Source organism: Klebsiella sp. 54, assembly GCF_018223875.1.
In the GTDB taxonomy this organism is placed as follows: Bacteria; Pseudomonadota; Gammaproteobacteria; order Enterobacterales; family Enterobacteriaceae; genus Klebsiella; species Klebsiella quasipneumoniae.
Genome location: NZ_JAGRRA010000004.1, coordinates 303022 through 326280, shown reverse-complemented (window position 1 = coordinate 326280; position 23259 = coordinate 303022). Strand labels below are relative to the sequence as shown.

The following is a 23259-nucleotide window of genomic DNA, read 5'->3' as shown; positions in this document are numbered from 1 at the left end:
GGCAAAGAGGGTCGGCAACGTGCCGGCCCTCTTTTTTTGTTCCTGCGCCAGCCGGTTCGCGATAAAAAAACCGCCCGGCGGCAGCGTACCGACGGGCGGGATTAAAATCCTCGGGCGGTCTGTGTCAGAAGTTCCAGTACATCGAGGACTGCCAGAGGACCGCCGACTCATGCTTCGGCACCAGCGTCGGGTTATCCTGCCAGGTGATACCGTTGATCCAGTAAATACCTTTCGTCACGCGCAGGGCGTGCGACAGGGAGATGGCGTTGATGCTCTGCGGCGCCTCCATTCCCGCCTCGCCGACATAATCGCGGAACTTCTTACTGATAAAGGAGCGGGTGTAGCCCAGCGAGGTCATATCCTGCTCTCGGCCGGGAAACAGGCCGATATCAAAGAAGGTCACCTGGAAGTCGCTGGTGTAAGCATTGCGATCGTCCGGGGCATAGTCCGCTTTCACATCGAGATACAGCCCCAGCGGAAGCCCCTTTTTCGGCTGGGTCAGCTGCATGGTGTTGGCGACGTAGAACGCATAGTTACTGCTGCTGTCGCCGGGCTGGTCAAAATACTGGTAGTGCGAGGTGTTATAGATAGCCCCGGCGCGGAACCACAGCGAGCGCTGCGACTCGCCCGCCGCCTGCTTAAAGCCAAACTCGTTTACCAGGATCGGGTTGGCGCCATCGACGTGCCATTTCAGCCCCGAGGGGTTCTGCTCCACGTCGTCGAGATGTCCGGCAGGGGACATACTGCGGCTGACGGCAAAGTTGTTATAGAACTTCTTATCGCTGTCGCGGACGATGGCGGTGAAGGTCGGCGTCGGCGCGTTGAGGCTGATCCCCACCTGCACCGGGATCACGCTGGTCGGCCCCAGCGCGGCGGAGGAGGAGTTCCCCCCCAGCACCATGCCGTAAAACTGACGAATTAACGGATAAAAACCATACTGCAGTTCCAGCTGGCCGTTTAATAAGGGCTGGTTCACCGCCAGCACCGCAATATTATGCAGTTCCGGATAGCTGTCATGATAATTCGAGGTCGCCCACTGGGGAGAAAAGGTAAATTGCGCGTCTTTGCTAAAACCAATTCGGCTTAAATCGTAGGTGACGTTCAGCGACATATTTTGCGACCAGGTAAAATTCTGCCCGGCATATTGTTGCGGGTCAGCGGACTGGCCTTTCAGATCGTACATCACCATCGGGTTCCAGCTTAACTGGACGCCCCACCCGCGGTCGGCCAGCGCGCTGCGAAAGCCGCCAATATCGCCGATGAGCGATTCGCAGGTCGACGGAGGGCTGACGACCTGCGCGGAGCGGGTATTCAGTTTATCCAGTTGCTCACAGGTCCAGGTATCGGCCAGCGCGGTGCTGGAGAATATCGCCAGCGTCAGCGCCGAAAGTGGAAAAACTATTTTCTTACTTACGTCGGTACAGCAGAGACTCATAATAAACCCTCATTTTTATTTTTTGCAGGTAAGATGCGCCATATCGTGAAAAATAAATTGGTCACAATATGTTTATTAACAGGGATTAATTAGGCTGAAAGTTAACGCTAAATAAGGTGTACACTTTTTCTAAATAATGGCCTCCCCTTCCCGCCGGAAGACCGGCGGGCGTGTGGTAATGATGTCGTCAGGTGAAATTAACGAGCCAGCGCGCGGCGGCCCCCCATCCGGGCGCTGGCGATACCCGTCGCGCCGGCGATAGCCAGCGTCAGCAGCGCAAACAGCAGCAGGCTGTCCTGCATGCTGCCGGTCATGCCGTTCAGCAAGGTCATCAGAACCGGGCTGATGAACATGCCGAGGAAAAAGAAGGTGTGCCAGATGCCGATCCCCGTCGCCCGGTGCGGCGCCGGCAAGGCTTTCATCATCCAGGCCAGCATCAGAGGGATCAGCATTCCGTTACCGACCTGCGCGACGAACGCTGCCGCCACGCCGGCCAGCGGATTGTGGGCCACGGCGATAAACAGCAGCCCGAGGCCAAAAATGGCGTAAAAAAGGAAAAACTGCCTGTCGACGCGCTGCCTGGCGTTGCGGCCATACAGCCAGGCGCCCAGCGGCACGCCAATGCCGGCAACGGCGGTAGCGATGCCAATCTGGCTGCTGGAGGTCAGCCCGAGCTGACTGAACACCTGGCTTATCTGCAGCGGTTCGAGAAAATAGAGGATCGCGCTGGCGAGGGTAATCAGGCCGATCGCCGCCATTTTGCGCCGTGGAAAAGCGACAGCCTCCTCGCCAGCGACACTGTCCACGCGACGGCGCGTCGCTGGCTCTGCGGTGAACAGACACAGGCCGATAAAGACCGGGATCGCCAGAGCATACAGGTAGATCGGACCATACCAGCCCAGGGTTCCCAGCAGGCCAGCCCCCAGCACGATCAGCGTCGACAGTATCGACCCTATGCCGCTCTGCACCGCCAGCCATTTGCTACGCGCCTCACCGGTAAAGTAGTCGCCAATCAGCGCATTGGCGGTGGTAAGAATAAAGGCGTCGGCAATACCCATCACCAGCCGCGCCAGCAAAATGGCATACAGATCGTCGAGCATCACCGGCAGCAGGCCAAACCCTGCGTACAGAGCGGTGGCAGCAATCAGCAGGCGGCGACGGCTCAGGCGATCGCCTACCATCCCCGCCAGCGGAGCCAGCAGCGCCATGCTCGCCGCCGGTATGGTGATGATCATCGGCACCAGCAGCTGGGCGTGCGGCTGCGCGGCAAAATGACTGAACAGGAGCGGCATCACCGGCAGCATGGTCAAGGTCCCCATGATCGGCAACAGTGCCGCCAACATCAGTAACATCGCCTGTACGGCCCCCGCCTCGCGCGGGGTTGCTGAAACTTTGTGCATCACCATCTTCCGCTCTCCGTCACTGCTCTTTATTTAGAATATGAATTACAGTTCTATTTTTTATCGGTAAAGAAAGGCGTTTTACGCCCCGGCTTAATGGCTGGAAACGCATCAGCGAACTCAGCACATATACCGTTCTACCCTACCGGATGCAGGTGGCATGGACTGCGATTGCTATCACAATTAATACAATGCATTCACATTAAATTAACATAATCATCGACGCCTTCAGGCGTCGACAATCGCCACCGCGCGAATAAACCCGGCCGAGCCGCGGCGGATCTTGTAGGGAAAACAGCTCACCCAGAAGCCGTGGTCGGGAAGCTGCTCCAGGTTACTCAGCTTCTCCATTTGCCCATAGGCGATCTCCCTGCCGGCTTTATGCCCCTCCCAGATCAGCCCGGCGTCGCCGCTGGCCTGAAAGCGTTCGCGGGTAAAGTGGAAGGGTGCATCCCAGCTCCAGGCGTCGGTGCCAACCACCCGTACCCCCTGCTCCAGCAGCCACAGCGTCGCCGCCCGGCCAATGCCGCAGCCGCGCTGCAGGTAATCCGGCTGGCCGTAGCGGGCGCCGGCCGCGGTATTGATCAACACAATATCCAGCGGCGACAGGCAATAGTCTATTCGCGCCAGCTCGCGCTGCAGATCCTCCGGCTGCAGGATCGCCCCGTCGGCGACATGGCGAAAATCCAACCGGACGCCGGGGCGCAGGCACCACTCCAGCGGCAGCTCATCGATGCCAAACGCCGGTTCGCCGCCGTTGGTGGTCGAGCTGTAGTGCCAGGGGGCATCCATATGGGTGCCATTGTGCGGCGTCACGGTCAGGCGCTCCGAGGCCCAGGCCTCCTCTCCCGGCATCTGCGCTTTTTCCAGCCCCGGGAACATCGCCGCCATTTCCGGCCATCCCTGCTGATGATCCTGATACTCAATGCTCGGCAGCAGCGGCGGCGGATCGGTCCAGGGATTGTTGTCCAGGGTGACGGAGAGGTCGACCAGCCGACGCCCCTGTAAAAGATTGATCATGGTTTACTCCGTTAACATCACAACGTGTTGATCCAGTACGCCAAACAGCGGCCGGCCATCGGGGGCGTGGGCTTCCATCGTCACCCGCTCCCCCGGGGATAAAAACGGCGTGCGCGGCTCGCCGAAGGCCAGCATCTCTATGGCCCGCACCTCGGCGATACAGCTGGCGCCGCGGCTGGCGTCCGGCCCGGACACCGTGCCGGAACCCACCACCGTCCCGGCGCGCAGACGGCGGGTCTGCGCCGCATGGGCAATCAGTTCGCCAAAATGGAAATGCATCTCGCTACCCGACTGGCAGCCAAACGGCTTGCCATTGCGGGTCACCTGCAGCGTCAGCGCCGCCCGCCCGTGCTGCCAGGCCTGCCCCAGTTCATCCGGGGTAAGGGCCACCGGTGCAAAGGCCGAGGCGGGTTTGGCGTGAATAAAACCAAACCCGGTCTGCATCTCGCGCGGCGCCAGCGCCCGCAGACTGATATCGTTAAGCAAGACGATCAGGCGGATACAGCTCAGCGCCTGTTGCGGCGAGCAGCCCTGCGGCACCTCGTCGACGACTACCGCGAACTCGCCCTCAAAGTCGAGGCCATCCTCGACCCGGCGGCAGACTATCCCGGCGTGGGGGGCAAGAAAGTCGTCCCCGCTGCCCTGATACATCAGCGGCGTCTGGTCGGCGCCGGCAATCGGCGGCAGGTGAAAGGCCCGCTGCATGCGCTCGCCATGGCTCAGGAAGGCCGAACCGTCCAGCCACTGCCACGCCCGGGGCAGCGGCGCCATCAGGCGCCGGGGATCATAGGGCTGCGCCGCCGGATAGCGGCGCGCATTGAGCGCCTGATAGCGCGCCTGCAGCGCAGGCCACACCCGCGCGGCCTGCTCCAGCGCCTGCTGAAGCGTCGGAGCGATGTCCGCCGCATCGGCCATCAGCGTCAAATCGCCTGAGACCACCACCAGGCAGCCGTCGCGTTCACCGTTATCTCGTGTTGCCAGTTTCATGACCTGCCTCCTCCAGCAGACATAGCCAGCCGTCGACGTCCACGTCGCCAGCCAGCGGACTCAGACGTTGGCCAGCGCAGGCGCCCTGCACGCAGAGGCCGCTGTCCGGCATAAAAATCGCCCCGTGGGCGAAGCAGACCAGCCGGTCGCCCCGGGCGTTGAGAAAAGCGTCCTGCCGCCAGTTCATCGGGGTATCGAGATGCGGACAGCGGTTGCGCCACAGATAGAGCGTTCCCTGATAGCGGCAGGCAATCACCGTCGCCTGCCCGCTGCCCGTGGGGTCAAATCCCCGCGCCTGGCCCTCAGCCAGGCTGTCGGCACGGCACAGGCGAACCATCAGCGGGCGTTATCCGGACCGGGAGCCCACTTCTCGCGATACCCCAGCAGGAAATATTGCGAGTTATCGGCCCCCGGCAGCGCTTCGCGCGGCTGCCAGTGGTCATCGTGCTGATCCATATCGGCGTCGTATTCGATATGACACCCGAGCGGGCTGTTGAAGTACCAGAACCAGTTCGATCCCAGCTGATGGCGCCCCGGCCCCCAGAAGGTCTGATACCCCTTCTGCTGAAAGCGGCTGCCGGCCATCATCAACTCGGTGGGCCCGCCGAGGTGGAAGGTAAAGTGTTCAATGCCGGTCATAAACGGCGGGGCCTGGATCAGAAACAGGGTATGGTGATCCTGGGTGCCGGCGGGTCGCAGGAAGGGGCCGACGTGGGTGAAGCGATCGGTACAGACAAAGCCCAGCCGTTGATAAAAAGCTTCCGCGCGCGCGGCGTCCGGCACAAAATAGACCACATGGGAGAGCGAACGCGGCTCCGCCGCCATGTCGGCGCTGGCCCCGGTCTGATTGACCGGCCGCCCGGCGCGATCCCCCGGAGCGTTGATTTTCTCACCTTCCCGCTGCAGCGGCTGGCGCTGGCTGACGCGAAACCCGAGGGCAAAGCCGGCATCATCGACGCAGCGCAGCACGCCGTCGGCGCCAAGTTTCACCTCGCGATCGCGGCGTAGCGTCTCGGCAATAGCCTCAAGCGTGGCGCTATCCGCCACGCCATAGACGGTTTCCCGCAGCTGGCTGCCGCTGGGCAGCGCCGCGGGCAGCGACGGATCGTCACGTCCCCGCAGCAGCACCCCGGTGCCATCCAGCGCGCTAAAGAAACCGTTCTCCTGCTCGCGTAAACCGTAGTCGATAAGAAACTGTCGACAGCCCGCCAGGTCATCGACGCCAAATACCAGATAATCCGGACCAAGAATATTCATCGCGGTTGTTCCTTATGCGTGTTCAGGCCACCCGGCCGCCGAGGGCTTCCGCCACCCAGTCAGCGATGTAGTGCCCGGCGTTAATCGAGTTGTCGAAGCTGGAGTGCTGCACACCGCCCTCGCGGTCAGTGAAAATTTTCAGCTCGCGGCGCGGGCTGTTCACCAGCTGGTCGTAGGTGCGCTGCGCCCATTTCACCGGGATCTGCGAGTCCTTTTCACCATGGGTGACGAGAAAAGGCACCCGTATGCGGTCAAGAATGCCGTCGAGATGGACGTTCTCCGCGATGCGCATAAAAGCGTCGATATCCTCGCCGCCCCACACCCAGCGCACGTGCTGCCAGTAGTGCGGTACCGGAAAATCCCCTTCGCGTTCGCGGCGGCGCTGCTGCACCTCCCGCCAGTCGTGATTGGCGCCCCACACCACGCCGCAGGCGAAGCGCGGCTCAAACGCCACCGCCCGCGGGCAGTAATAGCCGCCCAGCGAGACCCCTTCCATGCCGATGCGCCCGGCATCCACCTCCGGGTGCTGTTCCAGCCAGTCAACGATGCGGCTGGCCCAGTGCTCGCTGTCATAGCGGGCCTGCATGTCGTGAAGACGCAGCGCTTCGCCGGTTCCCGGCTGGTCGACCACCAGCGAGGAGACGCCGCGCCGCGCCAGCCACTGCGGCAGCCCCACCAGATATTTCATCTCTTTGGTGGAGTCGAGACCGTTGACCTGCACCAGCAGCGGCGCGCGGCCGGTCGCCCCTTCGGCGCGGACGTAAAGCGCCGACAGGGTTTTGCCCTCGTAGGGGATAGTCACCCGCTGACAGTTGGCATGGGTATGGTGCAGCCCGGCGGCAAAGACATCGAGAAAGCGGCGGTACAGCGCATCGCGGTCCGGCGCGCCATGCGCCTGCAGGCGCTCGCAGGTCAGGTAATAGTTGGCCGCCCGAAGATATTTCTCTCCTGCCGACAGCCGCCGTCCACGCGCCTCATCTTCGCCGGCCAGCGCGCATAATTTATCGGCCATGCGGGACCAGGTTTCCCGGAACGCGCGGGTGCCTTCGGCGTCGGGATGCTCGGACGCGGCCAATAGCGGCGCGCACATCTCTTCGATCTCACCGATGCGGGCGCCCATCTCGATGGAGAGATCCACCGACAGGTTCCAGACATAGTTTTTAGGGAAATAGCGAAACATAGGGTCATCCTTCAACATTCAGTCGCAATCGCTGTAGCGCAGGCACTGTCACATAAAGCACCTGCGGGCGACCAATCATGTCTCAGGATGTCAGGTATCGACGGGAACAATACCAGTGGGTTAGCGTGCGCTGGCGACGATTTTCGCTTTCAGCCAGCCGAAGATAGGATCGTTATCCAGCGAGCGGTGCCAGCCGATAAATTCGCGCATCACCGGCAGCGTCACCGGGACCGGGAAAAGACGCAGCGGCAGCATCGCCGCGTACTGCTCCGCCAGCCGCCGGTGCAGCGTGGCGATCCGCGAGGTGCCGATCAGCAGCTGCGGAACGCAGTGGTAGCTGTGGGTCACCACCTCGATACGGCGGCTGAGCCCCGACTCGGCAAACAGATTGCCCTCCAGCCCCGGCTGCCGCTCGCGGCCAAAGACCACCGACACGTGCCCCAGCTGTTGCCAGGCATCGAGGGTCAGCGCCTCGCCGGTGTGGGGATTGTCCGCCCAGGCCAGGCAGACAAACTCTTCGTCAAACAGCGCTTCGGCGGGATGGTCGGCGGCCATAAAACGCTCCGGCGCCACGATGATATCCAGCTCGCCGCGGTTGAGCATGCCGGTGGACTGGGCGTCCGGCGAGAAAAACTCAAAGGTCATATTCGGCGCCTGCAGGTGCACCGTTTGCAGCGCATCCTTCAGCATCACGTTGATCACGTAATCCGAGGCCATAATGCGGAAATGGCGCTTGCTGGTTGCCGGCTCATCCACCGGCCGTCGGGCAATAGAGGTCTGAATTTTCATCAGCACGTCGCGGACCGGCTCCCGCAGCTCTTCCGCCAGCGGCGTGGGCCGCATCTTTCTGCCCACCTGGGTGAGCAAATCATCCTCAAAGTAGGTGCGTAACCGGTTGAGCACCCCGCTGGTGGCAGACTGGGTCATATGCAACCGGCCCGCGGCGCGGGTGATGTTCTGTTCGTCAAGTAACACATCCAGTGCCACCAGTAAGTTCAGATCAAGATGTTGGTAACGCATGGGTCCCCCGGCGAGAAATGGCGTGCTTATCCTGTGGCTTAATTTAACTTTTCTGCAACTTTTTGTTTTCAATTTCCACGGCGATATCGTTTTTTGCGATAGCGATCATTCTTTATCGCGATTAGTCAGCGCGCCGCTGGCCTGGTTAACGTCCTCTACTCTGTCCCCTCGAGAAAACAGCTACGATGAACATCAATAACGTATTAATCGTTGGCGGCGGCATCGGCGGTCTGTGTACCGCCATCGCCCTCCGCCAGGCCGGCGTCGCCGTCGATGTCGTAGAGATCCAACCGCAGTGGCGGGTCTACGGCGTCGGTATCATTCAGCAGAACAATGTCGTGCGCGAAATGCAGCGGCTTGGGGTGCTGGAACGCTATCTGGACGCCGCCTGGCCGTTTGACAGCGTCTCGGTGCACACCCTGAGCGGCCAGCAGCTAGCCAGCTTTCCCGGCCAGCGGCTGGCCGGTGAACAGTTCCCGGCCAACGTCGGCATCTCCCGCCTGGCCCTGCACAACGTACTCTGTTCCACCGCCCGGGAGCTGGGGGTCCGACTGACCACCGGCGAGAGCATTGACGCCTTCCGTCAGGTTGACGATGCGGTTGAGGTGAGCTTCAGCCGTGGCGGTCAGGGGCGCTACGATCTGCTGGTGGGCGCCGATGGGATCTACTCCCGGGTGCGCGGCATGCTGTACGGCGAGCGCTATCGCCCCCGCTTTACCGGTCAGGGCGTATGGCGCTACAACTTTCCGCGACCGCCGGAGGTGGACCATCTGATGTGCTTTATGGGCGAGAGCTGCAACTGCGGGCTGGTGCCGCTGGGGGACGATCTGATGTATCTGTTTATCACCTCCCACGAAGCGGATAACCCCCGCTACGCCCGCGATCAGCTGGCGGCGGAGATGCGCCGCCGTCTGCCGCCCGGTGCGGGGTTGCCGGGCAGCCTGCGCGAGCATATCGTTAACAACGACGAGGTCGTCTATAAGCCGCTGGAAGAGCTGTTCGTCGACGATCCCTGGTATCAGGGACGCGTCGTGCTGGTGGGCGACGCGGTTCACGCTACCACTCCGCATCTCGGTCAGGGGGCGGGCATGGCGATTGAGGATGCCATCGTGCTGCGCGAAGCGCTGCAGCAGACCGACAGCGTCGCGGCCGCGCTGGCGCACTTTGACGCCCGCCGCCGGCCGCGCTGTCAGCAGATCTGGGCCGCCTCGCTGCAGGTGGGCGAGAGCGAGATCCACCGCGATCGCCATTTTGACCGCCAGCAGGCGATCGGCGATATGATGACCCTGACGGCGAAGCCGATATAAGCCCTGCCCGGCGCCCTCCGCCGGCCACGCTGGCGGATTATCCCCCTGTTCATTGGCCGGCACGATCGCCATCGCATCCCCCTTTCACCAGGCGCTGATCTGCCTGCACAAACTCTCCACCATCACGATTGCGGAAAAAACCATTAAAGCGAATCGCTAACGACCGCGCCGCCCGGCGAGCTGTCCACACCTGCGGCGCCTAACCCTGTGGATAACCTGGAGGCAGTTGTCCGGCAGCCCCAGCACAAGCGGGCTACCGGCTGCCGTTCGTTTTTTGAACAGGAAAACCGCCGCCACGGCGGAGGGAAGCGCCCGCCCCGCTTAATAATTCCACTTCGGCCGCGCCACCGTGTTCTTCTTCAGCAGATCGCGGAACGCTTTCAGATAGGGTTCATTGCTGCGCCCGCGCTTACAGATAGCCGAGAACGGCGACTGAAAGCCAAACTCGTTGGGCAGCAGCACCCGCAGGCGGTTCTCTTTGATCCACGGCCAGGCGTAATGCTCCGGCAGATAGCCAATATATTTTCCCGAGAGGATCAGCAGCAGCTGGGCGTCGACGGTCTCAACGGTGGCGCTGCCTTTGCTGAAGCCCCGGCGGCGGAGATCGCTGGTGTTCCAGTAGCTGCGGGTCACCAGCGGGCACTGGCTGATCTGCTCTTTATCGAGCTGGCGGCTGAAGAACATCGGGTGCAGATCGCTGCAGTAGAGCCAGTGCTGCTCGCGGTACAGCGGCTCGCTGATGATGTTATGCACCTGCGAGTTGTAGCTGCCGATGGCCAGGTCGATATGGTTGTTCAGCACCCCGTTCAGTTGCTCCGCCGGGGTGCGAATAATCAGTTTGATATGCACATGGGGAAATTTGTCGCTGAAGCTGCGCAGAACCACCGGCAGCGAGAGCGCCGTTTCGGTCTCGATGGAGTCGAGCGTCGAGATGCACAGGGTGCCGCTGTGCTCCCCTTTAAGCAGGGCCGACTGCCGCTCCAGCTCATTGAGTTCGCTCAGCACGCGGATCGCCTGCTGTAAAAACTGCTGACCTTTCTCGGTCAGGGAAAAGCCGCCGCGCCCGCGCTGACAGAGGGTGAAGCCGAGCTGTCCCTCCAGTTGCGACATCGCATTGCTGATGGCGGAGACCGAAATGCCCAGCTCCTGCTGGGCCCGGCTGTAGCTCTCCAGGCGGGCCACCGCCTCGAAAACCTGCAGCTGGCGAATATTGAGGCTGGCGTCATTATGCATCGTATTTAGTTCACCAATAAATGAACTGAGTATTTACGCCAGACGATGTAAAGTCCAGCGCGGGTTGCGCACTATCTCTCCTGTTACGTTTCATCCGTCAGATTCAGGAGCAGACATGGATAACCTCTTTCACCAACCGCAGGGTGGCAATGAGATGCCACGCTTCGCCGGCCGCGCCACGATGATGCGCCTGCCGTTTATCGAAGATTTACAGGGACTTGATGCGGCGTTTGTCGGCATTCCGCTGGATATCGGCACCTCGCAGCGCTCAGGTACGCGCTACGGACCACGCTATATTCGCGCCGAATCGGTGATGATCCGTCCGTACAATATGGCGACCGGCGCCGCGCCGTTCGACTCGCTGTCGGTGGCCGATATCGGCGATGTGCCGATCAATACCTACAGTTTGCTCAAATCGGTGCAAATTATCGAAGATTACTACACCGGTTTGAATAGTTATCCGCTGATCCCCCTCACCCTCGGCGGGGACCATACCATTACCCTGCCGATCCTGCGGGCGCTGACCAAAAAACATGGGCCGGTGGGGCTCATCCATGTCGACGCCCATACCGACACCAATGATGAGATGTTCGGTGAGAAAATCGCCCACGGCACCACCTTCCGCCGCGCCGTTGAGGAGGGACTGCTCGACCTCAAACGGGTGGTGCAGATTGGCCAGCGCGCCCAGGGCTACGCCGCCGGCGACTTCCAGTGGGGCGTTGACCAGGGCTTTCGCCTGGTGCAGGCGGAGCAGTGCTGGCATACCTCGCTGGCGCCGCTGATGGCCGAAGTCCGCCAGCAGATGGGCGACGGGCCGGTGTATCTCAGCTTTGATATCGACAGCCTCGATCCCATCTGGGCTCCGGGAACCGGCACGCCGGAAGTCGGCGGTCTGACCTCCATTCAGGCGCTGGAGATCGTCCGCGGCTGCCGCGGCCTGAACCTGATTGGCGCCGATCTGGTCGAGGTCTCGCCCCCCTACGACGTGAGCGGTAATACCTCCCAGCTGGCGGCCAACCTGCTGTACGAGATGCTCTGCGTCCTGCCCGGCGTGAAGTACGCCTGAGGAAGCCGCCATGGAGCTGAAATGCTTTCGCACCCTCTGGGGAGTGACGACCCCCTGGCCGCAAACGCTGGATGAACTGCAGCGCGTCGGCTGCTGTGGTATCGAAGCCCGCGTCCCGTTGACGGCGGAGGAGCGGCGGCAGCTCGCCGACCGCCTGCAGGCGTCGGGGCTGGAGTATATCGCCATCCTCTTCAGCGGCGGTGGGGTGCTCCCCGCCCAGCATGAAACGCCGGAACAGCATCTGGCGCGCCTGCAGACCCGCTTCGCCGAGGCCAGCGGCCTCAACCCGCGCTTTGTCAATCTGCTGGCGGGCAACGATCGCTGGCCGCTGGCGCAGCAGGTCGATTTTCTCGGCAAGGCGCACGAGCTGGCCGCCGGGTTTGGGTTGACCTGCAGCTTTGAAACCCATCGCGCCACCTCGCTGTACAGCCCGTGGCTCACCCTGGAGATCGTTCAGCAGCTCCCCCAGTTGCGCTTTACCGCCGACATCAGCCACTGGGTGGTGGTTAGCGAGCGCTTGCTGGATGACCCCTGCGATGACTTCAACGCCTTTATCGACCGCGTGCATCACGTGCAGGCCCGGGTGGGCTACGACCAGGGGCCGCAGGTGCCGCACCCGGCGGCGCCGGAGTATCAGCCGGCGCTGGCCTTTGCCGAGCGCTTCTGGGAGCAAATCTGGCATTCACAGCGCCGGCGCGGCTACCCGCAAACTACCCTGACGCCGGAGTTTGGCGCCGACGGCTATCTGCACCACCTGCCGTTCACCAACGTTCCGGTGGCCGATCTCTGGTCGCTCAACGCCTGGATGGCCGCGCGCCAGCAGGCCCACTTTCAGCAGTTTTTAACGCTCACTGAACAGGAACCGCAGCCATGACCGCCGCGAAGCACGCTTTTACTGAACTCCCGACCATCGATATCCGCGATCTGGCCGGCGACGATCTCGCCAGGCGCCAGGCGGTGGCCGACGCCATCGGCCGCGCGGCGCGCGAGGTGGGCTTTTTCTACATCACCGGCCACGGCATCGACCCGGCGCTGATCGCCGGCGTCCGCGAGGCGGCGAAGCAGATCTTCGCCCTGCCAATGGAGGAGAAGATGAACTACTACATCGGCCGCTCCAAAAGCCATAAGGGCTACGTCCCGGAAGGAGAAGAGATCTACGGCGCTGGCAAGCCGGACCATAAAGAGGCGTTCGATATCGGCTTCCAGGCAGCGGATGACCATCCTCTGGTGCTCGCCGGTACGCCGCTGATCGGTGCCAACGAGTGGCCCGATCTGCCGGGTTTCCGCGCGCGGGTGCTGGCCTACTACGATGCAGTCTTCGCCCTCGGCCACCGCCTGTTCGACGCTTTCGCCCTCGCGCTCGGCCTGCCGGAAGGGTATTTCAAACCGATGGTGACCTGCCCGCCGGCTAAGCTGCGGCTAATCCATTACCCGTTCGACGCCAGCGTCGAAGATGTTCCCGGAATTGGTGCACACACCGACTATGAGTGCTTCACCCTGCTGCTCGCCGACCAGCCCGGGCTTGAAGTCCTCAATGAAGAAAGCGTGTGGATCGACGCGCCTCCCGTCACGAACGCCGCCGGAGAAGAGGCGTTCGTGATCAATATCGGCGACATGCTGGAAGTGCTCAGCGCTGGCACATTTGTTGCTACAGCCCACCGGGTGCGCAAAGTGCCGCAGGAGCGGTACTCCTTCCCGCTGTTTTTCGCCTGCGATTACCACACGCTGATCCGCCCGCTACCGACCTTTCTGGCCGCCGGCGAAGCCAGCGAATATCAGGAGCTGAGCATCGGAGAGCATATGTGGAGCCAGGCGCTGCAAACCTATCGCTATCTGCGCGAGAAGGTCAATCGCGGCGAGCTCCAGTTGCCGGAGCGCGCGCGCGGCACCAATACCTTTGGCCATTTGAAAAAACAGGCACAGCAAAAAAACCCCCTAACCCCCCGTGAGGAACCATGATGACTAGCACCCTGAAAAAAATCTCGCGCCGCGTCGCGCTTACCCTCGCCGTCAGCGCCTGTTTCTCCTCTGTCACCCAGGCGGCGGAACTGCTGACCGAGGGCGTCTTTAAGGTGGGGATGGAGGTTACCTACCCGCCGTTTGAGTCCTATGACAGCAATAACAACATCGTCGGTCTCGACCCGGAGTTCGCGACGCTGATCGCCGAGCATCTGCAGGCCAAACCGCAGCTGATCGACACCAAGTTCACCAGCCTGATCCTCGGCATCGGCAAGAAATATGACGCGGTGATCTCCGGGATGTACGTGACGCCGGAACGCCAGAAGCAGGCCGACGCCATCCCTTACGCCCTCTCCGGCGCGTCGATCATCGCCCTGAAGGGCGGCGCGGTGCAGCCGAAAACCGAAGATGAGCTGTGCGGCGTGAAGGTCGGTCTGCAGGCAGGCACCACCTGGGTGACCAGCCTGAAAAAACACTCCGATGAGTGGTGCCTGAAAAACGGTAAACCGGCCATCACCATTCAGGAGTTCCCGACGGCGCCGGAAGCCTCCCAGGCGCTGCTGTCGAAGAATATCGACGCCCAGCTCGAGATCGCCCCGGCGGCGCAGATTATCGTCGACAAGAGCCGCGGTCGCCTGGCGATAAGCTCGACGCGCCTGGTCTACCCGCTGCCGCTGGGGATCTACGTCGCCAAAGGCAACACGGAGCTGGCGGAGGCGATTAAGGCCACCCTCGCCACGCTGAAAGCCAACGGCAAATATGCCGCGCTGATCAAAAAATACAACTTAGAAAGCATCGATTAAGACAATAAGCACTGCGCAACAGGAGTCGGTATGGCGTTCGATTGGGGATACTTTTTTTCATTGTTTAGCATTGGGGCATTCTGGCAGGCGTGCGTGACCGTGATCGTGGTCAGCACCTTGTCCTGGGGGATCGGCCTGGTGGTCGGTTTTCTGCTAGCCTGCGCGAAGCTCTCGGCGCCGCGCTGGATCAAGATCCCCGTCGAACTCTATATTTGGTTTTTCCGCAGCGTGCCGCTGATGGTGCTGCTGGTGTTTGTCTACAACCTGCCGCAGCTGTTTCCGGTGACCCAGCCGCTACTCGGGGTGCCGTTTATCGCCGGGCTGGTGTCGATGACCGTCACCGAAGCGGCCTATATGGCGGAGATCCACCGCGGCGGCCTGCTGTCGGTGGCCAAGGGGCAGAGCGAGGCGGGCCATGCGCTGAGCTTCAGCTTTATCGGCATCCAGCGGCTGATTGTTATTCCTCAGGCGTTTCGCATCTCGCTGCCGACGCTGATCAATGAATACATCACCATCATTAAGCTGAGCTCGATTCTGTCGGTGGTCTCCTTACCCGAGCTGCTGCTCACCGGCCAGCGCTTGTACGCGCAAAATTTCCTCGTGATGGAGACGCTGCTGGCGGTGGCGGTGTACTACGTGATGGTGGTTACCGTCTTCACCTGGCTGTTCCGGGCGCTGGAAAATCGTCTCGATATTCAGCGCAAGCGTCCGCAAACCCTCAGCGAGGCGGAATGCCAGGCGCTGCGCCAGAGCCTGCCGGCGCTGACGGAGGAGATCAAAACGCCGGCCGTCAACGGCGCGCCGCCGGCGCTGGATCTGCGGGGCATCCGCAAATCCTGGGGCCAGCATGAGGTGCTGAAAGGCATCGACCTGCAGGTGGAGAATGGGGAGGTGATCAGCATCATCGGCCCGTCCGGCTCCGGCAAAACGACCCTGATCCGCACCATCAACGCCCTCGAAAGTATTGATGGCGGGGAGATCATTCTCTACGGCGAGGACTATCTGAAAGGCGGAGCCATCGTCGATAAACGTCAGATGCGCGCCGGGGTGCGGCGTATCGGCATGGTCTTCCAGAGCTTCAACCTGTTCCCCCACCGCACGGTGCTCGACAACGTGATGCTGGCTCCGCGCTACCACCAGCTGCTGGATCAGCCGGTCGCCCGCGAGCAGGCCCTGGCGCTGCTCGACCGCGTCGGTCTGCTGGCCCACGCCCACAAATACCCCGGCCAGCTCTCCGGCGGCCAGCAGCAGCGCGTGGCGATCGCCCGAGCGCTGGCGCTGAAGCCGGATATCATGCTGTTTGACGAACCAACCTCGGCGCTGGATCCCGAGCTGGTGGGCGAGGTGCTGAAGGTCATTCAGTCACTGGCCCGCGAAGGCATGACCATGCTGATTGTCACCCACGAGATGGATTTTGCCCTGTCGATTTCCGACCGCGTGGTGCTGATGGAGAACGGCGTGGTGCAGGCCGACATCGCCCCGCAGGTGATCCGCAGCCCGCTGGAGGCCCCTTCTCTGCAACGAATCCGTGAATTTATGGGAGTACGCTAAATGACAACTGAGCAACACCTGCGCCAGCAGCTGGCCGCCGCCTACCGTCTGGCGGCGCTGTTCGGCTGGGAGGATACCCTCTACACCCACTTCTCCGTGCGCCTGCCCGGCGACGGCGAGCCGCGCTTTTTAATTAATCCCTTCGGCATGATGTTTGACGAGGTCACCGCCAGCAACCTGATCGTAGTGGATATGCAGGGCAAGGTCGTCGAGGGCGACGCGCCGGCTAACTCGGCGGGCTTCACCATCCACAGCGCGGTGCATATGGCTCGGGAAGACGCCCACTGCGTGATCCACACCCACACCCTGCCGGGGATGGCGGTGGCCGCCTGCGAGGACGGCCTGCTGCAGCTCAACCAGATTAGCACCGAGTTTTACCAGCGCGTCGGCTACCACCCCTATGAAGGGGTGGCCTTTGACCTTGACGAACGGGCGCGCATTCAGCGCTCGCTGGGGAATAATATCGCCATGATCCTGCAGAGCCACGGCCTGCTGTCGGTGGGCCGCACCGTGGCTGACGCCTTTTACATCATGTACTACCTCAACCGCGCCTGCGAGATCCAGATGGCCACCGCCCAGCTGGCGGCCCTCAGCCCGATCCACACCATCGCTCCGCACCTCAGCCAGCACGCCTGCGAGCAGCTGATGGGCGTGGAGCATGAACGTCAACAGGTCTGGCAGGCGTGGCTGCGCCGTCTTGACCGTCTCGATACCTCTTACCAAGACTAACGCCTATGTCTGATATCACTATCGTTGTGGATTGTAACGACGCGGATTTCGCCCGCGATATTTGCGCCGCCCTGCAGCAGTTTCCCGACGTCACGGCGCTTCTGCCCCATCACCAGGCGGCACGCGACGCCCAGTACGCCAGCTGCTGGTTCCCGGACCCGCAGCTGCTGAGCCGCTCGCCGGGGCTGAAGCTGATCCAGGCCGCGTCCGCCGGGGTCGATCATCTGCCGCCCGCGCTGTTCGCCAGCGAGATCCCGCTGTGCCGGGTGATCGATGAAGATTTTCGCCACGGCATGTTCGAATATGCTCTGTGGAGCGTCCTGTGGTTTCAGCGCCATTTCGACCGGGCGCTGGCCCACCAGCGGACCCAAACCTGGAAGCTCTATCCCCAGCGCGCCGCCGCCGACTTCCATATCGGCATTATGGGGCTCGGCGAAATTGGCGGCTATATCGCCGACCAGCTGGCCCGCCTTGGCTATCGGGTCTCTGGCTGGTCGCGCAGTGAAAAGCAGCTGGCTGGCGTCACCTGCTATCGCGGCGCGGAGGCGCTCGACAGCTTCCTCGGGTCGCTTGACGGACTGATTAACCTCCTGCCGCTCACCGCGCAGACCCGGGGTATCCTCGCCGCGCCGCTGTTCAGCAGGCTTCCCGCCGGAGCGGTATTAATCAACTGCGGGCGCGGAGAGCATATGGTCAATGAGGATGTACTGGCGGCGCTGGAGAGCGGCCAGCTCGCCGGCGCAGTGCTCGACGTCTTCCCGCAGGAGCCACTGCCGGCTGACGATCCGCTGTGGCGCCATCCGCAGGTGGTGATCACCCCGCATATGGCCTCTGCTGCCCCTGCCGAGGTGATCGCCCGCCAGCTGCTGGAGAACATTCAGCGCCAGCGTCGCGGGCTGCCGCTCAAAAACCTGGTCAATAAGCACGCCGGTTACTGATCCCCACCGATACCGTCGCTGCTACGCTTAATGGGTGATTCACAACCAGAAGGCAGGAACATGAAGATTGATTTATCGGGGAAAGTCGCGCTGGTCACCGCCTCCACGGCGGGTATTGGCTTTGCTATCGCCAAAGGCCTGGCGGAGAGCGGCGCAGAGATCATCATTAACGGGCGCAGCGAGCAGAGCGTGAACGCCGCCATCGCTCGTCTGCAAAATGAGGTGTCGGGCGCGAAGGTGCGACCCGCCATCGCCGACCTCAGCGGTGCCGACGGCGCAGCCCAGCTGCTGCGGGCGGTGACCGGCGTCGATATCCTGGTCAATAACGCCGGGATCTATGGCCCGCAGGATTTCTACGCCACCGACGACGCGACATGGGACAACTACTGGCAGACCAACGTCATGTCCGGCGTACGCCTGTCGCGGGGGCTGCTGCCGGCGATGGTCAGCAAAGGCTGGGGACGGGTGGTGTTTATCTCCTCGGAATCGGCGCGCAATATCCCGGCGGATATGATCCACTATGGCGTCACCAAGACCGCCCAACTGTCGCTGGCCCGCGGCCTGGCGAAATATGTCGCCGGCAGTGGAGTGACCGTTAACAGCGTTCTGCCGGGGCCGACGATTTCTGACGGCTTTGCCGAAATGCTGAAAGACGAAGTGGCGAGAACCGGCCAGTCGCTGGAGGAACTGGCGAAAGCGTTCGTCATGACCCACCGTCCGAGTTCGGTGATCCAGCGGGCGGCCTCGGTGGAAGAGGTCGCCAATATGGTGGTCTACGTCTGCTCGCCGCAGGCGTCGGCCACCTCCGGCGCCGCGCTGCGCGTCGACGGCGGCGTGGTGGATGATATTCTCTGACGCCTCTCATTCAGGGGAGTCCCCCTCCCCTGTCGCCTTTCCCGGCGCTAAAAAGCGCAAAATGTTAAAAAACAGCCGCAAAGTCGCACAAAGTGAACAGGAACATGTATTCCCAAAACTTATGATATTTGTTTTAACTATAAGTTGTGGTGTTAATGTCTCTGTTACGAAGCTTGCTTTTCTTTCTCGGCGCGGCGGTCGCAGCCGCTCTCGCGGTACTCTGCCTGTGGGTGGATATTCGGGTATTTGGCAACGACATCCCGGAGGTGTCGCTGACTGAAGTGGTGCAGGAGAGCGTGCTGGCCGTCATCGTACTGGTTCACTTCCTGCTGGCGCGCAACTACCCCCACTTACGCTACAGCAATATCCTCATCGGCGGCTTCTTCCTCGCCATGCTGATCCGTGAGCTGGATGGCCTGTTTGATTTACTTTCCCATGGCAGCTGGGTGTGGTTTGCCCTGCTGGCCACCGCGGGGTCGCTGCTGGCGCCGCTGCGCCATCTGCGTCAGACCCTGTCGCAGCTGGCGGCTTATACCCGCACGCCCTATTACGGCATGATGATCAGCGGCCTGCTGGCGATTCTGGTCTTCTCGCGGCTGTTCGGCATGCACGGCCTGTGGTACGCCGTACTGAATGAGAACTTCGCCCGGGTGGTGAAAAATACGGTGGAGGAAGGCAGCGAGTCGTTTGGCTATATGCTGTGCCTGACCGCCACCCTCGGCTACGCCTGCTACTTCCGCGGTCTGGCGCGACAGGCGCTGTCGCCGCAGGGCTGACTGCGGCCGATAACCACCGCCGGACGCGCCCGCCGGCGGTGACGCGCCGCCGCGTTAACCGCGAATTTTCCATTTCCGTTTGAGAACCTTTTTGTCCTGGCTATCCAGCCACTGGTTCACTTTCTCCAGCAGCGCCGGATTATCTTTACTCATCATATACACCTTATCGCTGGCGGTGCCGGCGAACGGCGTCTCGTTGGCGACGCAGAACACGCCGGGCTCTTTGCTCTGGTAATAGTCGCCTTCGATCAGATCGGTCACCATCATATCGGCCGTTTTCTGCCGCAGCGCCTCCAGATTATCGACGTTGTTCTGTACGCGAATAATCTGCGCCTGCTTAATATGCTCATCGACAAAGCTCTGGTTTGTGCCGCCAGGGTTGACGACCACCTTCACCTCCGGACGGTCAATCTTCTCCAGCGATCCAAGCCGTGGCGCAGCCTGACAGTTGGCTAAGGCGATTTTACCGTTCGCCACCACCGGGTGGCTGAGGGCGAAGTCCTTCGCCCGCGCCGGCGTCTGCGTCACGCCGCCCATCGCAATATCGAATTTGTCCGCCTGCAGATCGGCGGCGAGCGCGGGCCAGCTGGTGTAGACGAAGCTCACCTTCAGCCCCAGCGTGCGCCCGAGATCGCGGGCCATGTCGACGTCATAGCCCTGCAGCTCGCCGGCGGCATTGCGAAACGCCAGCGGGGCGTAGTCGCCCGGCACGCCGACCTTCAGTTCACCGCTGCGCTCGATGGTTTGCATATCGCGCGCCTGGGCGCCGCAGGTCATTATCGCCAGCGTCAGCGCCAGCCCCACCGTCAGTTTCATCTCGCCATCCTTATTGTTATCGGGTTTGCGCGCCGGGGTGGCGGGCCGCTTCTCAGTCAGCACCCTCCGCCGCGCGTAACAGGGAATTCATCCTATTTTTAAATTCCGGGACATACAACCCGGCGTGGCGGTTGCCGATCGCAAATCTGACAACGAAACAGGGCTATCGCCCGGTGAATGATTTCTCATCCGCCGGGCGTAGCCTTACGCCAGCGATCGTATTTTCCAGCCTGACGTGATGTCGAAATTAGGTTCAAAAACAGCAGCAGGAAAAATCTAACTCATTGTATTAAAATAACAAAACATTTTATCTCGCGATATTCCCCCTTCCACTCTGGTCATTGTCCGTCTTATTTACTCCGCTATTTTCCCACGCTAATATCCCGGTAAAGCGATAATAAATAACATGCGCAGATTATTTCCAGACGTAAATAAATTGGTAAGTTAAATAAATTAATTAAAAACATATCCAGTGCAAATAATTCCCCCCTGACGCGGCAGAATTCATGCTCTGGCGATCTGTTTTATCGGCAATACAGAAGGAAAGAAAATGAAATTAATCTCGCTGTGTCTGGCGACATTGGTTGCCGGACTGGTTGCCGGCCCGGTTGGCGCGGCAGACGGCACGCTGAACTTTATCGGTAAGGTTGTGAACGGGGCATGCAAGCTTGAGGGAGCGGGCGACAACGGGGTCATCAACGTCAGCATGGGCGACATACCGCTGTCGCGGCTGAAAAACAGTCAGTCTGGCACCGGGCCGGCGGTAGGTGTCGATATTCGCGTCAAAGATTGCGAGAAAGGCACCTACTATATTGTGGTGGATGGCCCCACCCCCATCGGCATGCCTGAACATCGCGTACTGGCCCTCGACGGCCGCGGCAAGCCGGCCGGCAACGTAGGAATTCTGCTCACCGACCGTACAGGCACTCCGCTCAGCCTCGATGAACGCATCGATCCGCAACACGATCCCCGCATTGAGATCCCGGTGGACGGCGGCTCCGGCACCTTCAGGCTCAAAGCTTTCTACTACACCTGGGATAAAGCCCACATGGATCCTGGCGACGGCAACGCGACGGCCCGGTTTACCATTATGCAGGAATAGCTTTCCGGTCAGGGATGAAACGTCGACGTAAAGGAAGCGATCATGAAAACTCAGGTGGCTGTTTTGCTCAGCGCATTGGCCTTTCAGGCCTGCGCCGGGATAACCATTAATGCCTCACGGGTGATCTATTCAGGAAAAGACAAAGTCGCCAGCCTGAATATCAATAACCGCAGCAGCACCCCCTATAAAGTGCAGATCTGGCTGGACGCCGGGCTCAATGCCTCGCGCGTCGGCCTGCCGATGGTGGCGACGCCGCCGCTGGTCTATTTATCGCCGCAGCAATCCGCCCAACTGCGCTTTATCTATCTCGGCAGCGGGCTGCCCGACGATCGGGAAAGCCTGTTCTGGGTCAATATCCAGGAGACGCCGCCGACCGCCGGCGGCAATCATACGCTGCAATTTGTCGTCCGCACCCGTCTGAAGCTGTTTTATCGTCCACCCACCATCGCCACCACCCTCGTCAAAGAGGTGCAAAAGCTGCAGTGGCAGCAGAGCGGCAATAACCTGCGCTTGACGAACTCAGGCCCACTGCATATCACCCTGGTCAACGGGGCGCTGATCGATAATAAAGGCCACCTCTCGCCGATGAGAAACGTGATGCTCCGGCCCTACAGCAGCCATACCGTAATGACCACCGACAGCGCTCGCCTGTACCAGTTGAACTATATCGACGACTACGGCGCGGTAGTGCCGATCCCGCTGCAGGGCAGTCTGCCCACGGGGCCAGGCTAGTTATACTCCAGGGCGAAGGTCACCATGCTGTTGGCCGTGCCCGCCGCCACGGTGGCGTCGGTTTGCACATACTGCGCGTTAAAATTGATAGCCTCGGCGGTCCCGGCGCTGGCGCCAGTTACCCTTTTCAGGATCGGCAGATTGCTGGCCTCATTGATCTTAACGCTGGTGCCGTCGGGCACCGCCGCGCCGGGGTTATTGCCGTAGGTCAGCTTCACGCCGACGCCGCTGGCGCTGTTGCTGACCTGGCTCAGCGCCAGGGTATCGCTCTCCACGCTCACGCCGAAAAAGCCGATGCGCACGTCGGTCGGCGTCGGACAGAACACCGGGATCGAAAAGCGCTTCGCCTGGCCGCCGGTGCTCCCTTTACCGTGAAACTCCGCCCGGTTTACCGTGCCCAGAGAGACCTGGATCGAGGACGTCGTCACCTGACAGCTACCGCTGCTGCCGATGTCCACGTTCAGGGCAGCCATATCGATACTGACCGGCGCGCTGGCGACATAGCTGGCGCTGCCGCTGGCCTGCTGCTCAATGGTCATCTCCCCCACCTGCGGCAGCGACGGCGAGTTGGTATGCGTCCCGTCCGCCAGCTGCACCGTCCCGGTTTTATAGAAGGTCACCGCGATCCTGACCGTGGTTTGCTGCTGCGTCATCAGCGCCGGGAGCATCGCGCTGTCGCACACCACCACCGACTCGCCGCCCGCGGAGTGGCTGCCGTCGATAGCGCGCATCGGGCCGCCCGCGCACTGAAAGCTGAGCGAGTACCCGATGCCGTCGATGGCGCTGGGGTAGACGTGCTGTCCGTTAATCACCACCGGCGCGCCGCCGGTTTTCAGCTGCTTATAGACGATGCGTTTGGCGCTCGCCGTCGGCAGCTGCAGGTCGCAGGAAAAAGGGATCCCACTGCCGTTATCCGCCATCGCGCTGGTCATCTGGGTATTGATCGGCAGCGTGGGTAAATACTTGATATTGGGAATATTGACCGTGGTCTGACCGATATTCGCGCGGCAGGTTTCCGCCCGCACGCCGGGAAGATAACCGCTCAGCGTCAGCAGAAAGAGGAAAGGAAGTAGACGAAAAACAGATTTCATAG

General features: G+C 61.5%; 23 protein-coding genes. 12 read left to right on the top strand and 11 right to left on the bottom strand.

Annotation, left to right across the window (positions count from 1 at the left end):
• Positions 1-124 precede the first annotated feature (124 nt).
• The 8 genes from KHQ24_RS13060 to KHQ24_RS13025 all read right to left on the bottom strand — a co-directional run bounded on the left by KHQ24_RS13060 (position 125) and on the right by KHQ24_RS13025 (position 8299).
• Entirely contained in the window at positions 125-1435 is a 1311-nt protein-coding gene (locus KHQ24_RS13060; RefSeq protein ID WP_043521376.1) for a carbohydrate porin, read from the bottom strand.
• Positions 1436-1632: 197 nt separating this feature from the next.
• Positions 1633-2835 (bottom strand): MFS transporter, encoded by a 1203-nt coding sequence (locus KHQ24_RS13055; RefSeq protein WP_224051453.1) that lies wholly within the window; start codon positions 2833-2835, stop codon positions 1633-1635.
• Positions 2836-3063: 228 nt separating this feature from the next.
• A complete protein-coding gene (locus KHQ24_RS13050) occupies positions 3064-3855 on the bottom strand; it encodes a cyclase family protein (RefSeq protein ID WP_043521374.1) in 792 nt (263 codons plus the stop codon).
• A 3-nt stretch (positions 3856-3858) separates the two neighbouring features.
• A complete protein-coding gene (locus KHQ24_RS13045) occupies positions 3859-4842 on the bottom strand; it encodes a fumarylacetoacetate hydrolase family protein (RefSeq protein WP_048295389.1) in 984 nt (327 codons plus the stop codon).
• The gene (locus tag KHQ24_RS13040; protein ID WP_048295391.1) at positions 4820-5179 is read right to left on the bottom strand and encodes a Rieske (2Fe-2S) protein; all 360 of its coding nucleotides are present in this window, start codon (positions 5177-5179) and stop codon (positions 4820-4822) included. Before KHQ24_RS13040 ends, KHQ24_RS13045 begins: the two co-directional genes overlap by 23 nt.
• Complete coding sequence (locus tag KHQ24_RS13035) at positions 5179-6099, bottom strand: VOC family protein (RefSeq protein WP_043521370.1); 921 nt, start codon at positions 6097-6099, stop codon at positions 5179-5181. Before KHQ24_RS13035 ends, KHQ24_RS13040 begins: the two co-directional genes overlap by 1 nt.
• A 22-nt stretch (positions 6100-6121) precedes the next feature.
• Complete coding sequence (locus KHQ24_RS13030; protein ID WP_064190124.1) at positions 6122-7279, bottom strand: alpha/beta hydrolase family protein; 1158 nt, start codon at positions 7277-7279, stop codon at positions 6122-6124.
• Between the two features lie 120 nt (positions 7280-7399).
• The gene (locus tag KHQ24_RS13025) at positions 7400-8299 is read right to left on the bottom strand and encodes a LysR family transcriptional regulator (RefSeq protein ID WP_043521365.1); all 900 of its coding nucleotides are present in this window, start codon (positions 8297-8299) and stop codon (positions 7400-7402) included.
• 185 nt (positions 8300-8484) lie between these two features.
• On the opposite strand from KHQ24_RS13025, the gene KHQ24_RS13020 reads away from it, so the two are divergent.
• Positions 8485-9606, top strand: a complete 1122-nt coding sequence (locus tag KHQ24_RS13020; protein ID WP_130943992.1) for an FAD-dependent oxidoreductase — start codon at positions 8485-8487, stop codon at positions 9604-9606.
• A gap of 321 nt (positions 9607-9927) precedes the next feature.
• On the opposite strand, the gene KHQ24_RS13015 is transcribed toward KHQ24_RS13020, so the two are convergent.
• Entirely contained in the window at positions 9928-10839 is a 912-nt protein-coding gene (locus KHQ24_RS13015; RefSeq protein WP_004205760.1) for a LysR family transcriptional regulator, read from the bottom strand.
• Positions 10840-10954: 115 nt separating this feature from the next.
• On the opposite strand from KHQ24_RS13015, the gene speB reads away from it, so the two are divergent.
• The 9 genes from speB to KHQ24_RS12970 all read left to right on the top strand — a co-directional run bounded on the left by speB (position 10955) and on the right by KHQ24_RS12970 (position 19516).
• The gene (gene speB / locus KHQ24_RS13010; RefSeq protein ID WP_004145693.1) at positions 10955-11905 is read left to right on the top strand and encodes an agmatinase; all 951 of its coding nucleotides are present in this window, start codon (positions 10955-10957) and stop codon (positions 11903-11905) included.
• A 10-nt stretch (positions 11906-11915) separates the two neighbouring features.
• A complete protein-coding gene (locus KHQ24_RS13005) occupies positions 11916-12779 on the top strand; it encodes a sugar phosphate isomerase/epimerase family protein (protein ID WP_211777310.1) in 864 nt (287 codons plus the stop codon).
• Entirely contained in the window at positions 12776-13864 is a 1089-nt protein-coding gene (locus KHQ24_RS13000; protein ID WP_146412174.1) for an isopenicillin N synthase family dioxygenase, read from the top strand. Before KHQ24_RS13005 ends, KHQ24_RS13000 begins: the two co-directional genes overlap by 4 nt.
• Complete coding sequence (locus tag KHQ24_RS12995) at positions 13864-14667, top strand: ABC transporter substrate-binding protein (RefSeq protein ID WP_023318954.1); 804 nt, start codon at positions 13864-13866, stop codon at positions 14665-14667. The genes KHQ24_RS13000 and KHQ24_RS12995 overlap by 1 nt, the downstream gene beginning before the upstream one ends.
• Positions 14668-14697: 30 nt before the next feature.
• Positions 14698-16218 carry an amino acid ABC transporter permease/ATP-binding protein gene (locus KHQ24_RS12990; RefSeq protein ID WP_211777309.1) on the top strand — a complete coding sequence of 507 codons (1521 nt, stop codon included), beginning with the start codon at positions 14698-14700 and terminating at the stop codon, positions 16216-16218.
• Positions 16219-16947, top strand: a complete 729-nt coding sequence (locus KHQ24_RS12985) for a class II aldolase/adducin family protein (RefSeq protein ID WP_211777308.1) — start codon at positions 16219-16221, stop codon at positions 16945-16947.
• Positions 16948-16952: 5 nt separating this feature from the next.
• Positions 16953-17885, top strand: a complete 933-nt coding sequence (locus KHQ24_RS12980) for a 2-hydroxyacid dehydrogenase (protein WP_064795142.1) — start codon at positions 16953-16955, stop codon at positions 17883-17885.
• Positions 17886-17945: 60 nt separating this feature from the next.
• The gene (locus KHQ24_RS12975; protein WP_043521343.1) at positions 17946-18740 is read left to right on the top strand and encodes an SDR family NAD(P)-dependent oxidoreductase; all 795 of its coding nucleotides are present in this window, start codon (positions 17946-17948) and stop codon (positions 18738-18740) included.
• A gap of 155 nt (positions 18741-18895) precedes the next feature.
• Positions 18896-19516, top strand: a complete 621-nt coding sequence (locus tag KHQ24_RS12970) for a hypothetical protein (protein ID WP_004205741.1) — start codon at positions 18896-18898, stop codon at positions 19514-19516.
• Between the two features lie 54 nt (positions 19517-19570).
• Here the strand turns inward: KHQ24_RS12970 and KHQ24_RS12965 are convergent, their stop codons facing one another.
• Positions 19571-20332, bottom strand: a complete 762-nt coding sequence (locus KHQ24_RS12965) for a transporter substrate-binding domain-containing protein (protein WP_211777307.1) — start codon at positions 20330-20332, stop codon at positions 19571-19573.
• Between the two features lie 550 nt (positions 20333-20882).
• Here KHQ24_RS12965 and KHQ24_RS12960 point away from each other — a divergent pair.
• Entirely contained in the window at positions 20883-21434 is a 552-nt protein-coding gene (locus KHQ24_RS12960; protein ID WP_065696879.1) for a fimbrial protein, read from the top strand.
• 42 nt (positions 21435-21476) lie between these two features.
• Complete coding sequence (locus KHQ24_RS12955) at positions 21477-22166, top strand: molecular chaperone (protein WP_049003946.1); 690 nt, start codon at positions 21477-21479, stop codon at positions 22164-22166.
• Here the strand turns inward: KHQ24_RS12955 and KHQ24_RS12950 are convergent.
• Positions 22163-23257 carry a fimbrial protein gene (locus KHQ24_RS12950; RefSeq protein ID WP_048325436.1) on the bottom strand — a complete coding sequence of 365 codons (1095 nt, stop codon included), beginning with the start codon at positions 23255-23257 and terminating at the stop codon, positions 22163-22165. The two genes, KHQ24_RS12955 and KHQ24_RS12950, sit on opposite strands and share 4 nt — an antisense overlap.
• Between the last annotated feature and the right edge of the window lie 2 nt (positions 23258-23259).